General features: G+C 48.5%; 14 protein-coding genes. 3 read left to right on the top strand and 11 right to left on the bottom strand.

The window, feature by feature from the left end:
- Positions 1 to 61: 61 nt before the first annotated feature.
- The 9 genes from KNP00_RS03545 to KNP00_RS03505 all read right to left on the bottom strand — a co-directional run bounded on the left by KNP00_RS03545 (position 62) and on the right by KNP00_RS03505 (position 7,242).
- Positions 62 to 1,225, bottom strand: a complete 1,164-nt coding sequence (locus tag KNP00_RS03545) for an iron-containing alcohol dehydrogenase (protein ID WP_215142342.1) — start codon at positions 1,223 to 1,225, stop codon at positions 62 to 64.
- A 74-nt stretch (positions 1,226 to 1,299) separates the two neighbouring features.
- A complete protein-coding gene (locus KNP00_RS03540; RefSeq protein ID WP_215142340.1) occupies positions 1,300 to 2,292 on the bottom strand; it encodes a Gfo/Idh/MocA family protein in 993 nt (330 codons plus the stop codon).
- Between the two features lie 96 nt (positions 2,293 to 2,388).
- Entirely contained in the window at positions 2,389 to 2,781 is a 393-nt protein-coding gene (yugI, locus tag KNP00_RS03535; RefSeq protein WP_215142338.1) for a S1 domain-containing post-transcriptional regulator GSP13, read from the bottom strand.
- A 195-nt stretch (positions 2,782 to 2,976) separates the two neighbouring features.
- Positions 2,977 to 4,221 (bottom strand): lysine N(6)-hydroxylase/L-ornithine N(5)-oxygenase family protein, encoded by a 1,245-nt coding sequence (locus KNP00_RS03530; RefSeq protein ID WP_215142336.1) that lies wholly within the window; start codon positions 4,219 to 4,221, stop codon positions 2,977 to 2,979.
- A 51-nt stretch (positions 4,222 to 4,272) separates the two neighbouring features.
- Complete coding sequence (locus KNP00_RS03525) at positions 4,273 to 5,460, bottom strand: aminotransferase (RefSeq protein ID WP_215142334.1); 1,188 nt, start codon at positions 5,458 to 5,460, stop codon at positions 4,273 to 4,275.
- Positions 5,457 to 5,951, bottom strand: a complete 495-nt coding sequence (locus tag KNP00_RS03520; protein ID WP_215142332.1) for an Lrp/AsnC family transcriptional regulator — start codon at positions 5,949 to 5,951, stop codon at positions 5,457 to 5,459. The genes KNP00_RS03525 and KNP00_RS03520 overlap by 4 nt, the downstream gene beginning before the upstream one ends.
- A 2-nt stretch (positions 5,952 to 5,953) precedes the next feature.
- The gene (locus KNP00_RS03515; protein WP_215142330.1) at positions 5,954 to 6,754 is read right to left on the bottom strand and encodes a glycosyltransferase family 2 protein; all 801 of its coding nucleotides are present in this window, start codon (positions 6,752 to 6,754) and stop codon (positions 5,954 to 5,956) included.
- Positions 6,751 to 6,999: a NifU N-terminal domain-containing protein gene (locus KNP00_RS03510; protein ID WP_215142329.1), complete on the bottom strand. Its 249-nt coding sequence runs from the start codon at positions 6,997 to 6,999 to the stop codon at positions 6,751 to 6,753. Before KNP00_RS03510 ends, KNP00_RS03515 begins: the two co-directional genes overlap by 4 nt.
- 12 nt (positions 7,000 to 7,011) lie before the next feature.
- Positions 7,012 to 7,242 (bottom strand): DUF1871 family protein, encoded by a 231-nt coding sequence (locus KNP00_RS03505; RefSeq protein ID WP_215142328.1) that lies wholly within the window; start codon positions 7,240 to 7,242, stop codon positions 7,012 to 7,014.
- A gap of 519 nt (positions 7,243 to 7,761) precedes the next feature.
- On the opposite strand from KNP00_RS03505, the gene KNP00_RS03500 reads away from it, so the two are divergent.
- The 3 genes from KNP00_RS03500 to KNP00_RS03490 are packed head-to-tail and all read left to right on the top strand — an operon-like array spanning position 7,762 to position 11,584.
- Complete coding sequence (locus KNP00_RS03500) at positions 7,762 to 10,029, top strand: ribonucleoside-diphosphate reductase subunit alpha (protein ID WP_338082252.1); 2,268 nt, start codon at positions 7,762 to 7,764, stop codon at positions 10,027 to 10,029.
- A 51-nt stretch (positions 10,030 to 10,080) separates the two neighbouring features.
- Positions 10,081 to 10,587, top strand: coding sequence for a flavodoxin domain-containing protein (locus KNP00_RS03495; RefSeq protein WP_215142327.1), 507 nt, complete (start codon positions 10,081 to 10,083; stop codon positions 10,585 to 10,587).
- Positions 10,544 to 11,584 carry a ribonucleotide-diphosphate reductase subunit beta gene (locus KNP00_RS03490; protein ID WP_215142326.1) on the top strand — a complete coding sequence of 347 codons (1,041 nt, stop codon included), beginning with the start codon at positions 10,544 to 10,546 and terminating at the stop codon, positions 11,582 to 11,584. The genes KNP00_RS03495 and KNP00_RS03490 overlap by 44 nt, the downstream gene beginning before the upstream one ends.
- A gap of 14 nt (positions 11,585 to 11,598) precedes the next feature.
- Here KNP00_RS03490 and KNP00_RS03485 read toward each other — a convergent pair whose 3' ends face one another.
- Positions 11,599 to 11,790 carry a hypothetical protein gene (locus KNP00_RS03485; protein ID WP_215142324.1) on the bottom strand — a complete coding sequence of 64 codons (192 nt, stop codon included), beginning with the start codon at positions 11,788 to 11,790 and terminating at the stop codon, positions 11,599 to 11,601.
- A gap of 276 nt (positions 11,791 to 12,066) precedes the next feature.
- Complete coding sequence (locus KNP00_RS03480; RefSeq protein WP_215142322.1) at positions 12,067 to 13,980, bottom strand: N-acetylmuramoyl-L-alanine amidase; 1,914 nt, start codon at positions 13,978 to 13,980, stop codon at positions 12,067 to 12,069.
- Positions 13,981 to 14,022 lie beyond the last annotated feature (42 nt).

Genomic DNA, 14,022 nt, shown 5'->3' with positions numbered 1-14,022 from the left:
CATCATAAACGGAAACGTCGGATTCGTTCAATCATTATTGCAAAATAGGCAAGAATTCGCCTTATTTGCTCAATTCAAGGATATGCGCAACGTCTTCTCGTTCAAGCGTACGGAAGCCACCGAACGCGCCTCGTTTCATCGCTGAATCAAGGATTGCATCGAATGTCGAATCATCGATATCATAGTCACGGAGCGAGTTCGGCGCACCGATCGCGTCGAAGAATGCACGAATCGCCTCGATTGTCCGTTTTCCTGTCTCCAAGTCGTTTTCAGCCGGTTCCACATCGAACACTTCTGTACCGAGTCGTGCGAAACGATACGCATTGTCTTCATCCAGTACGTGCTCCATCCAACGCGGGAAGAGAATCGCGAGGCCGCCCGCATGCGGGATATCATGTACAGCCGATACGGCGTGTTCAATGTTATGTGATGCCCAGTCTCCTGATGCACCCATCTGAAGTACACCGTTCAATGCGATCGTACCAGAGAATAAGATGATGGCGCGAAGGTCTACGTTTTCCAAGTCGTTCACGAGTTTCGGTGCCGATTCGACGACCGCCTTCAAGACACCTTCGGTCATGCGCTCTTGGACCGGCGCATGGTTCGGGTGGAAGTATTGTTCGAAACAGTGACTCATCATGTCGACGATTCCGTAGATGGTTTGGTCCTTTGGAACTGAGACCGTATAACGTGGGTCGAGGATGGAGAAAGTCGGATAGACGAGCGGATGACCCCATCCGAACTTCTCTTGCGTTTCCCAGTTCGTGATGACCGATCCCGCGTTCATCTCTGACCCTGTCGCTGCGAGGGTGAGCACTGTCCCAAACGGCACCGCCTCTGTCGGAACATGTTCACGGAGCACGATATCCCACGCATCCCCCTCATAAGGGATTGCCGCTGAGATTAACTTCGTACAGTCGATGACGGAACCTCCGCCGACAGCGAGTAACACGTCCACCTCTTCTTCACGAGCTCGTTTCACCGCACGACGTACCGTCTCGATGCGCGGATTCGGTTCAACCCCTGAGAAGTCGACATATGAGATATTCGCCTTCTCAAGTTCAGCCACGACCTCATCATACGTCCCATTCTTTTTGATGCTTCCGCCACCATAGACGAGCATCACTTTTTTCGTGTCGAGCGCTTTAAGTTCTCCTGCCAGCTTTTCAACCTGATGTGTTCCAAAAATGAGCTTCGTCGGGTTTTTGTATTCAAAGTTGTGCATAAATCATCCTCCTCGCGAAAATATGTAACACCTACACTATATACCCTGTTTTTAAGGAATGAAAAGTATCGTGCTTACGCGTAGATGCGATCGATGATTCGATGTAAAATGACCGCTTCTTCAGCTTGACGATAGTCCGGCTCTTGCCGACACGCTTCAAGAAATGATTGAATCTGTTTCTCATAAGGATCATGTTCTTGTAAATACGCCGGTTGTTCATCAAACAACGCACCATGTTTTTCAGTGTGCAGTTTGAGCGGGAATAGACTGGCGCCGGCATTCGTCCCGCGACACTCGACCCGCATCGTATCTTTGTCCTCGAGATTGGCCATATAACTTACATCGAGCATCAACGACGCCTTCGTCTCGAATGTAACCATCGCTCTCGCCGTATCTTCGACAGATAAGGATGCATAATCCCAATCCCCCAATAGACCGACTCCCGGGCGACTGCCTAAATACTGTCCCACATGCCCGATGACCTCTTTTGGCTCCGGGTATCCCATCAAGTAAAGTGCAAGGTCTAACATATGTACTCCAACATCGAGTAAAGCTCCACCGCCTTGTAGTTCTTTGTTCGTAAACACACCCCACCCGGGAATTCCGCGTCGTCGAAGGGCGAGTGCTGTCGTCGCATAGACGTCTCCCAGCTCCCCAGCATCAATCATGCGCTTCAACAGGATGGTGTCCGCTCGATGGCGATAATGAAATCCATAATGCAATGTTTTTCCAGCTCGTTTTGCCGCTTCTAACATCTCAATTGCCTCATTCTCCGAGATACCAGGTGGCTTTTCACAGAGAACGTGACATCCTGCTTCAAGCGCAAGCAGCACTTGCTCTTTATGTAAGGCGTTTGGTGTACAGATGCTGACCGCATCGAGTTGTTCGCTCGAAAGCATCTCCTCGACCGTCTCATAAACGTTCGGGACGCCAAACTTCTGCGCGACACGTTCACCGTTAGCCCGTGTCCGGTTCATGATCGCCACGACGTCTACTCCAGCTTTAATATAATTCGGAATATGGGCATTCGTCGCGATGCCTCCCGATCCAATAATGCCAATTTTCATAATATCTCCTCCTATACGGTCTAACCATTCTTCATGTGAATCGTTATTTCCTGTAAAAAAAAAGGTGACCCGAAAAATCGGGTCACCTTGAAGTCGTTACTTCTTGAAGTTCGTGTTTTTGATCCAGTCTTCAAGTTTGTCCTTGAGAACTGTGAATCCTGGAGCTTCTTCTTGCTTGAAGTTAGAAGATGCTTCGTTGCGACGTGGCGCGCGACGAGCTGGTTTCGCAGACTTCTCGCGTTTTGGAGCTTCTTGAGTCGCTTTCATTGAAAGCTTGATTTTTTTAGAAGCTTCATCCACTTCAAGGATTTTCACTTCAACTTCTTGACCGACTTGAACGTAGTCGTTTACGTCTTTTACGTAGTCGTGTGAGATTTCTGAAATGTGGACAAGACCTTGAGTCTCGTCATCGAGTGCCACGAAAGCACCGAATGGTTGAATTCCTGTTACTTTACCTTTTAAAACTTGATCTTTTTCGTATTTTGCCATTACAAACAACTCCTATGCTAAATTCATCAACTTACTATAACATACTTTTTTCGATAAAGTGTAGAAATTAGTAAAAAAGATTATTTCAACGAATTGAAATGTTTTAAAGTCAAAGGTCCGGGTAAATACAAATCAAGCAAGACTTCAAGTATTCCCCCCTGATTCCGCTAGGCAATTTGCCTAGCCTTTTTTTTGTCAAAATGTCGTAAACGGCTTTTGATGCTTAATTGGATATACAGTCGATTTGGACATCTCATTCAACATCAATGCATTCCGATAGACGGCCATCCCTAAATTAGTCGCAGCGGGACCGTGAGAATGTTCTAAGTTCGTATGTGTGAACAACTGCCCATGCAATGACTCGCTCATGACCACGCGATACGTTTCATCGACAGCCCATTCGCCTTCCGCCTCCCAGACGATTGGAAGTCGATCGATAAAGGATGGGACAACCGGGCGATACCCTGTCGCCACAACGACAAGATCGTATTCCTTTTCAACCACTTCGTGCGTGTATTGTTTGGTTCCTTTCAATCGATGTGTCAACCAGTCATACGATATGGACTCTACCTCGACTTGCGTGAGCATCTCTGTCCGCTCCGGATTCCCTTCCGCCGTCCGATGATAGAGCGCTTCGTAAATCGACGTCATCGTCTCAGGGTTGACCCCGTGGCGGAAACGTTCGAAGGAACGAAGAAGTTCCTGCCGTGAGTCATATGGCAATCCATGAAAGTAATCGACATAGTCCACGCTAAAAATCTCGTCGCCAAGCTTACCCGATTCGAGTGACTCAAAATGATTCGACCGAGTGATCCAGTCAATCCGTTGGTCATCCGTCGCATTGCGCATCAAATCAAGAAACACTTCCGCCGCACTCTGCCCACTCCCGACAACTGCAACTCGATAACGATCCCTTAGCACATCTCGATATGTAAGATAGTCGCTCGTGTGTATAACTTGTTCAAACCCACTCGGTACATCGGGTTCTGCACCGGTACCGAGAACGAGCGATGTCGTATGAACTTGAGTCGTTTGCCCACCTGACTCGACCGTCACAACAAAGCCATCTTCAACGACCTGTACATCAGAGACATAGTGACCAAAACGGATTGTCGATAATCGTTCAGCCGCCCAGCGCAAGTACCGATTGTACTCCGTTCGCGGGATCTTGTTTTGCTCTTGTGTGATGAACGTCTGCATGCGCCCAGTTTCATGCAAATAATTTAAAAAACTGCAAGGGTTGGTCGGGTCAGCGAGCGAGACGAGGTCTTGTAAATAATGTGTTTGCATCGTCATACCTTCAATCAGCATGCCTTCATGCCACATCATTTCTTGACGCTTTTCAAAACAAACCCTCCGTAATCCCGTCTTTTCCGCGAGGGCCATCAAACCGAGATTATACGGACCACAACCAATCGCAATAAAATCATATCGTTCCATCTATTCACCCCATCGCTCGTTTTTCATCTTCTCTTTATAACGACAAGACCCTCATCGTTGAGAGTCTTGTCGCGTGGTCGTCATCTCGAATTGTTTCATAAAGCGTTCGATTCGACGAATCGCCTCTTGTAATTGTTCAAGCGACGTCGCATAACTCGCTCGAACGAACCCTTCACCGCTTTCACCGAAAGCATTCCCCGGAACGACGGCGACACGTTCTTCGATTAATAGACGCTCCGCGAACTCTTCACTCGTCAACCCGGTGTGACGAATCGAAGGGAACGCATAGAATGCCCCACCTGGTACATGCGTCGGCAGTCCCGCCTCATTCAGTGCTTGAATGAAGTAGTTCCGACGTTGCCGATAGCTCTTTACCATACCCGGCACATGTTGGTTGCGAGTTCGAAGCGCCTCAAGCCCTCCGAACTGAACGAGTGTCGGGGCGCACATCATGCCGTATTGATGTACTTTCAACATTTCTCGCGTCACGACTTCCGGTGCGCACGTGAATCCAAGGCGCCACCCCGTCATCGCGAACGCCTTCGAGAAACCATTCACGACAATTGTTCGGTCTCGCATATCATGTAGCGTCGCAAAGCTAACGAACGGTTCGTCGTAACACAGTTCTGCATAAATCTCATCACTCACGACCCATAGGTCATACTTCGTCGCCAGTTCAGCGATTTGGGCAAGTTCGTCGCCAGTCATCGTCGCACCTGTCGGATTAGACGGGAAACAAAGCAAGATCGCCTTCGTTCGTTCCGTAATGGCTCCCTCGACGTCGTTTCGGTCAAGACGGAACCCATTCTCAGGACGACATGCGACGGGAACCACCTTTCCTCCCGCCATTTCAATCAACGGACCGTATGAGACGAATGCCGGTTCGACCACGATGACCTCATCTCCCGGATTGAGGAGGGATCGGAATGCGATATCGAGCGCTTGCGAGGCCCCTGTCGTGACAATCAATTCTGACGCCGGGTCGTAATGGACTGAAAAACGTTCTTTCATATAACTCGCGATCTCTTCTCGCAATTCGATGAGCCCGGCGTTGGCACTGTAAGCCGTATATCCTTCTTCGAGTGCGGCGTAGCTCGCTTCGCGCACGTTCCATGGTGTGATGAAATCTGGTTCCCCTACCCCAAGAGAAACTACGTTTTCCATCGTCTGTGCTAAGTCGAAGAATCGGCGAATGCCCGACGGTTTCATCGAGACGACTTGATTCGATAGTGACTTCATGGCGTAATGTTCAAGCGCTTGTCTTCAGTTTGTGGGGTGAACAAGATCCCGTCATGTTTGTATGTTTTCAATTTGAAGTGTGTCGTTGTCGACAAGACCGAGTCGAGAGGCGACAGCTTGTCCGAGACGAACGAGGCTACGTCTTGAAGCGAGTTCGCCCGAATCACGACTTGAAGGTCGTACGCGCCTGACATCAGATAAAGTGCCGTCACTTCAGGGAAACGATAGATCCGTTCGGCCACATCATCAAATCCGCGACCCCGTTTCGGCGTCACTTTGACATCGATAAAAGCCGTCACATCATGACGATTGATTTTTTGCCAGTTGACCATCGCCCGAAATCCAAGGAGGATTCCGTCTTGTTTAAACTTCTCGAGCATCGACTCGATCGTCGCTTCATCGACCGCTAACAAGTCAGCTAGCATCTTCGTCTCGAGATACCCTTTTTCTTCTAACAACTCTAACAGTTCCAGTTCTTTTGATGAATACATACTCAATCTCCTTCCGTCCGACCAGGTAGCGTGCCTGAGAACGTTCTCTCTGTCTGTCTCACATATGAACGTCGTTCTTTTTGAACGATATGGAAGTTCTTCATTTCCATATCTGTCAGCCGATGCTTTTGACAGAATCGGTCAAAGTAACGACGTCTCGTTTCATCTTGCTTTGCCGACAGGTTGTCGGTTCCGTTGAATGCATAAAGTACGGTCGCACGCGCCGGATGGGAGATGATGAACTTCTCCATCACCCTCAAAAAGAAATCCCAGTCCCAGTAATTGTAGACGTCCTCGTCGAACAATCCAATCGAGTCATGGATTGCTTTCCGATACATCGTACCGGATGGGATAAACGTCGAGTCCTGGCGCATCCGCTCTGAATCAAACTCATATGCAAACGGTTCCCATTCGGTCACGGCGCGGCGTCCATCAATCCATTCAAAGCGGAACAGTTCGGCGTCCGTATAGACAAAGTCAGCCTGTTGAAGGTCGCGTAAACCGTCCTCGAGATGCGTCGGCATAAGAAGGTCATCATCGTCTAGCAACAAGATGATGTCACCCTTTGATTCGACAACGCCACGATTGCGGGCACGGACGTGATGATTCTCACCGACTTCAATCACACGGACATCCAACCGATTCAAAAAAGGCGCCAAAAGATGTTGTTTTGGCGGCCCCTCATTATTCATGATCAAGACTTCAAACTGTTGAAACGTTTGGACCGTCAGGCTTTCAAGCAGTTCCGTCAGTTCCGTCTCGCGTTTATAAGCCGGAATGACGATCGAGACGAGCGGATTCATCCGCGATACGCCGTCTCGACATGTGGTAGGATTGCTTCCCAGCTCACGTCAGCCTCTTTTGATACGGTCACAAAGTCACCATAAGCAAACACGCTCTCGACTCCCTCGATTTCGACGAGTTTTGCGAGGAGCGGTTGGTCTGTCGCTTCGCCAGCTTTCACGCTTTGACTTTTCGCCCCGAACACGTTTTCTGGGAGTGTCACTTTCATTGCATTTGGATTTGGTGTTGGATCAATTCGTAACATATTTATTCCTCCTTATAGTTGGCAAGACAACGACGCGAAAAGACGCTGCGCCATCTCATACATCTCTCGTTCTGATGGACACGCATCGAACGCCTCAAGAAGCGTGCGGCGCATCACCTCGGTGAGCTGCTCCGGAGAGTCGACATCAATTAATGCCATCATCACCTCATCGAATTCTGGACTGTACGAGCCCACCCCGTATCCGAGCGGGTCCCATGTTAATAATAAGTCTTCTGTACGCACTTGTTAAACCCTTCTTTTCGTAAAATGATGTGCCCTACCTCATCAATCTACCTTACTTTTTACTCGGATGCCAGCCTTGACAAACGGATTCATATTTCGTGCTTCATCGGAACACTATATCTAGTATGGAATGACTATGCAGGAATGTTGATGCAGTACGTCAAATGAAGTCAATTCCACGTTAAACCAACTGACGAAATAGTTCATGATCACGGTTGAAATCGGATTCAACGATTTGTGAAAAAACACGCAAAGCCAATTCATAATTTTTTTCCATCTCAGTTCTCCCTCTCAAATCGGGTCATGAAGCCCTTTTGGAGCAAAAGCAAAAAAGCGACGGGCACATTTCAGAATGTCAAGGATTGAAAAACTAAATGTAGGTGTTTTATGATTAAAAAGATAAAAAAGTGTCAATATATAGTTAACAGGCATTTTAAGCGTTGACACGATATTATGGCAGGTTCGGAAGTATATATTATTCTTTCATACCATCTACATCATATAAAGGAGTGATCGATTTTGACATCACCTATCCAGCACGAGACGATGTTACCAGCGGTTCCAACGCTTGCTGACGTCTCTTCTCTTATCCACTCTATCCAGACAAGGTATCCTCACTTGAGTGTGGAACGTTATGAAGAACGGGCGATTCGAGCGCTCGAGACAAAGTCGCTAACACAAGATGTAGTGTATGACTTATTGACGATGCACGCTCTCGATATGTTAAAAGCTGAAGAACCGGACTGGACGTTCGTCGCGACGGAGATGTACTTGAATCGTCTCTACTTAGAAGCGGCACGAAACCGTGGCTACGAAGCTCCCATGCGTTACGGAAGTTTTTATCAATTGGTCGAGACGTTAACAGCAAAACGCATCTTCACCTCCGCCCTTCTTGACACGTACTCAAAAGAAGACATGGACCATCTCGAAACGTTGATTGACCCATCCCGAGACCGTCTCTTCACATACATCGGACTCCGAACGTTGTCGGACCGCTATCTTGGGCGCGATCATGTGAAGAACTTGTATGAGCTTCCACAGGAACGCTTCATGGTCATCGCGATGACCCTCATGCAAAAAGAAGGTCAAGAGACACGCTTGAAGCTCGTTGAAGAGGCATACTGGGCTCTCTCGAACCTTTATATGACGGTCGCCACACCGACGTTATCAAACGCTGGGAAATCCTACGGACAGCTCAGCTCTTGCTTCATCGACACGGTCGATGACTCGCTCCGTGGCATCTACGACTCGAACACCGACGTGGCGACGCTCTCAAAAGGTGGCGGCGGAATCGGTGTCTATCTCGGGAAGATCCGGTCACGCGGAAGTGACATCAAAGGATTCAAAGGTGTCTCAAGTGGTGCTCTTCCTTGGATGAAGCAACTGAACAACACGGCCGTCTCGGTCGATCAACTCGGGATGCGCCAAGGCTCGATCGCTGTCTATTTAGACATCTGGCATAAAGACATCTTTGAGTTCCTCGATGCGAAATTGAACAACGGCGATGAGCGTCTCCGGACACACGACTTGTTCACGGGCGTCTGCTTACCGGACCTCTTCATGCGTACGGTCGAGGCACGCGGCGAATGGCATCTGTTCGACCCACACGAGATTCGTACCGTGATGGGATATAGCCTTGAAGACTATTTTGACGAATCAGAGAACGGCGGAAGCTTCACAGAGAAATATATGGAATGTGTCAACACGCCAGAATTGTCTCGTGTGACGGTCCCAGCCATCGACCTCGTGAAGCGTTATATGCGCTCACAACTTGAGACCGGGACCCCATACATGTTCTTCCGTGACGCGGTGAACCGTGCCAACCCAAATAAACACGCCGGTATGATTTACAGTTCAAACCTCTGTTCAGAAATCGCACAAAACATGTCGGCCACGACGATTGAAGAAGAGTACACGCAAGACGGAAAAATCGTCATCACGAAAACACCAGGGGATTTCGTCGTCTGTAACTTGAGTTCGATTGCCCTCGCCCGGGCGGTGAAGGCAGACGTTCTTGAACGGCTCATCCCGATTCAGATGCGTATGCTTGATAACGTCATCGATTTGAACACGATCGAAGTCCCACAGGCGATGATCACGAACCAGAAGTATCGTGCCGTCGGGCTCGGAACGTTCGGATGGCACCATCTGCTCGCTCTCGAAGGCATCCGCTGGGAGTCGGTCGATGCTGTACAATACGCAGAAAAACTGTATGAAAAAATTGCGTATCTCACGATTCAGGCATCGATGGAACTCGCTAAGGAAAAAGGTGCATTCGGGGTCTTTGAGGGATCGGAATGGCATACGGGTGAATACTTTAAACGCCGGAACTATCGTTCACATGATGACCTTGATTGGGATGGTCTCGCTGAAGCAGTACATCAAAACGGCGTCCGCAACGCCTATATGATGGCCGTCGCACCGAACTCTTCAACCGCCATCATCGCTGGCAGTACGGCTTCGATTGACCCAGTTTATAAGAAGGTCTATTCGGAGGAGAAGAAAAATTATAAGATTCCAGTCACGGTGCCGGACTTGACGCCGGAGACGAACTGGTTCTATAAATCCGCATTTGAAGTCGATCAGTTATGGAGTATCCGTCAAAACGCGGCACGCCAACGCCATATCGACCAAGCAATCAGCTTCAACTTGTACGTGAAGAATGATGTGAAGGCGACAGAGCTTCTTGCGATGCATCTTGAAGCCTGGTCACTCGGGATGAAGTCGATTTACTACACACGTTCAACAACCGTCGAAGTCGATGAATGTGAGTCTTGCGCCTCGTAACCAATCGTCACATCACGAATCTAGTCCGTTTTTCTGAAAGGTGGTCTACTAATGAACATCGCAATCATTTGTCATTCGATGAGCGGAAACACAGAAGAAGTAGCATCGCTCATCGAGTCGACACATCATCGTCGTGGAGATACGGTCGTTCGATATGATGCCGATCGAGTCGGCTATCGTGAAGCGAAGTCACTCGCTACGTTCGATCTCGTTTATTTCGGCTCCTACACGTGGGCAGACGGAATCTTACCAGACGAAATGAAGGATACGTTTCGCCTCGTGTTGAAGGAACTACAAGTGCCGATTCGACAAGCAGCGGTATTCGGAACTGGTGACAAAATGTTTGTACATTTCTGCCGCGCCGTCGACGAGATGGCGTACCACCTTTCAAAATTCGGAATCCCGCTTGCCGGGGAGCTGCTTAAAATTGAACAGTCCCCACGTAACCAACCGTACAACGTCCAGTACTGGGCAGAGCGGATGGCTCAACATGTAGAAGAAGGAGTTATGCATCATGTCGATTCAGAAAATCAAATTATTGTCGCCCAAACATCCTAACCGGGCAACCGCCATCATCGGCGGCGAAACGAGCTCGATCGTCAACTGGAACGATATCGCGTATCCTCAGTTTTATACGATTTATAAACAGTTGTTATCTAATTTTTGGATTCCTGATGAAATTTCAATGTCTAAGGACATGCAACAATGGCCACAGCTGACTGAGCGAGAGCAGGATGCGTTCAAACGCATCATCGGGTTGTTATCGATTCTTGACTCCGTCCAAACTCGATACATTTTAGAATCTTCCATGTTTTCTTCCGATTCATCTGTTCATGCCGTCCTCGCGGTCATCGCACAACAGGAAGTCGTACACAATCAATCGTATAGCTACGTCCTATCGAGTCTCGTACCACTCGCGGAACAAAATCGGATCTTTGATATCGCCAAAGACGACGAGATGGTCATGAAGCGCAATCAGTTCATCCTGGACCTGTATGAAGAGTTCCGTGAGACACCGAATGCTGAGAATTTTGCAAAGTCGCTCGTCACTTCGGTCATTCTAGAAGGGATCAACTTCTATTCAGGTTTCGCCTATTTCTATAACCTCGCGCGTCACCAAAAAATGGTCGGCACATCGACGATGATCAGTTACATCCAACGTGACGAGATGCAACATTCTTATTTCATCAGCCAGCTCTTACGTGCCGTGTTGACAGAGAATCCAAAGATTGACGAGGACGGTCAGTTCAGTCAATTCGTATACGATACGATGTCAGAGGCGGTCGACCTTGAGATTGAATGGTGTGAATACGTGCTACGCGACCTCGATGGGCTCGACGTCAGTGAAATGCGTGATTACGTCAAATACTTGGCGAATAAACGCTTGCGTGTCATCGGATTAAACGATTTATACGAAGGATACGATGAAGACGTCATGCCTTGGATCCGTGCTTATTCAGACGATTCGCTCAATGCGACAAAGTCGGACTTCTTCGAGCAAAAATCGCGTTCTTATGCGAAAGTGACCGATGCAAACGGATTTGACGACTTATAAAGCGGACCGAACGTTCAACGAACTTCGGTCCAGGCTGTTGACGAACCAAATCGCCACGTGCGATTTAGTTCGTCTTTTTTATGTTCAGCGAGCGCTCGACGGCTTGCAGTCGCAGCCGGTAAAGCGACTTGCACGTGGACATGGCGTTTATGTTCTTCCTCATTTGGACCGGTTCGAAGTATGGATCGGGCTTTTTCTTCGACCATCAACGCCTCAGAAAAAGACAAACGGCCGCCAGATGACGACCGTTTGCGTTGCTCGCCCGACGGCGCCCCGACTCCGAAAGGATTGCAATCCGACGGAGACCCAGCAGCGACCTAGGTCGCGATGCGGCTCCGGGATTGCCTGCGGAAAGCGTGGGCGCCGGAAAGGCGAGCGATATGATTCATGTTAGTCAACAGCCTGGACCGAACCTTCAACGAGGTTCGGTCTTTTGCATGTAAAAAAACCTTAGACGATTGAAATCGTCTAAGGTTGATCACTTAGTAATATGTTCGAACATACTTGGCGATTCCTTCAGCGACACCTTCCGCCATACGTTGGCGAGATGCATCACTACGAAGGTACGCATAATCGGTAGGTGAAGAAATGAATCCAAGTTCGACGAGGGCAGATGGCATTGTATTGTACGTGATGACGTAATAGTTAGCCGTCTTCACTCCTCGGTTGGACATTCCGCTCATTTTACTGACCAAGTTGCTTTGAATGTTTGAAGCGAGCACACGGCTGCGGGCACTATGCGCAGAACTCGAAGAATAGAACGTCTCGATCCCTTTTGCAGCAGAGGATGTTGCTGCATTGGCGTGCATACTAACAAACAAGTCCCCACGTAACGATTTGGCTGCAGCAACTCGTTGGTCTAATGTTAAATAAACATCAGTCGAACGTGTCAGGCGAACCGTATAATTGTACTTCGAACGAAGATAGGCTTCTACCCGTTTCGTTACGTCGAGTACAATCGTTTTCTCATAGAGCGAACCGTTCACTGCACCAGGATCTTTCCCGCCATGACCAGGATCAAGAACGATGACCGTTCCAGTCGATGTGCTTGGCTTAGATGTCGTAACGAATGCTGAAGAAATATACGCATCTTGTCCGTTGAACTTGATTTTATGGAACCCGTTCACCGTCCCATAATGAGAAACTTCAGTCCCGTGATTGAGTCGGCCGACCACGTTCGAGTTCAGACTCGCCTTCGATCGGACATTCAACACATCTCCCGGGGTGTTAATGTATACTTTCCCTTTAGGAGCGGCTTCCGGTTCTGCAGGAGCTTTCCCTTCCGTCAACCATGAACTGGCAGTATAGTACGTTTTCGAACCGATATGAACAGTCGACCAGCTCGAGTTGTATGGCTTATAGGAAACAGCCGTATACTTTGGAAGTACGAGTTGAATCGGTGAACTTTGATGTGTTTTACCAAACAAATTGACTGTACGATTCGCATATCCTTGGGTCAATCCATCGTTTGGTTTTGTTGTCGTCGGCGGTTCAGTCGATGTTTTCGACGTCGAGATGTAAGCCGACGGCGTATAATACGTTTCGTTCCCGATATAGACAATCGACCAGCTCGAATTGTATTTGCTCGAGACGACGGCCGTGTTCAACGGGAGTACTTTTTGAACCGTTGCACGTTGGTTCCGTTCGGCAAACAATTTCAAATCACGATTCGCATAACCATTTTGCTTCTCCACGCCCGTATCGAGGGTGCCTGGTGTGATTCCCCACGTCGGTGTATAGTATGTCTCGTTCCCGATATAGACGACCGACCAGCTCGAGTTATACTTGCTCGATACGACAGACGTGTTTTTCGGAAGAACCTTCTGTACTTTCGAGCGTTGATTCCGTTCAGCAAATAGTTTTAAGTCACGGTTGGTGTAGCCGTTCGTCCGATCCACATTCGACTCAGCGAGCTTCGGGGCGATGTAGGCTTTCGCCGCATAATACGTCTTCCCATTCAAAAAGACTTTTGCCCATGAGGAATTGTGAATCGCGTACTTCACTTCCGTCCCTTTCTTCAGCGTCGTGTAGATTTTTGCCGATCGATGGGATGTGACGCGAATATTTAAGTTCGCAGTCGTCACGCCGGTAGACGTTGTCGATTGGGTCGACAACGAGCTTGAAGTGGATGAAAGTTTACGGATGTATTGGGCCGAGGCGTAGTATGTACGATTGTTTACGTACACCTTATGCCATGACTGATTATGCGTACCATATTTCACTTTCGTGCCTCTCGGCAATGTGTCCACTACCGTTCCACTCAGACTAGGTGAAGTACGAATGTTCAAATTGACAGTCGTTTCTCCATCGTAAGTCGCTGCTTCAACAGACGGGAGTTGCATCCCAAACAATAGGACCGTTAAGATGAGGGCAACTTTTAATAGCTTCATTTTCATCCAAAATATTCCTTTCTTATTGCGGCATTTCCTACTAACAAC

The organism is Exiguobacterium qingdaonense, assembly GCF_018617855.1.
Taxonomy (GTDB): domain Bacteria; phylum Bacillota; class Bacilli; order Exiguobacteriales; family Exiguobacteriaceae; genus Exiguobacterium; species Exiguobacterium qingdaonense.
The sequence above is the reverse complement of the archived record's forward strand: the minus strand, read 5'-3'. Positions and strand labels throughout refer to the sequence as shown.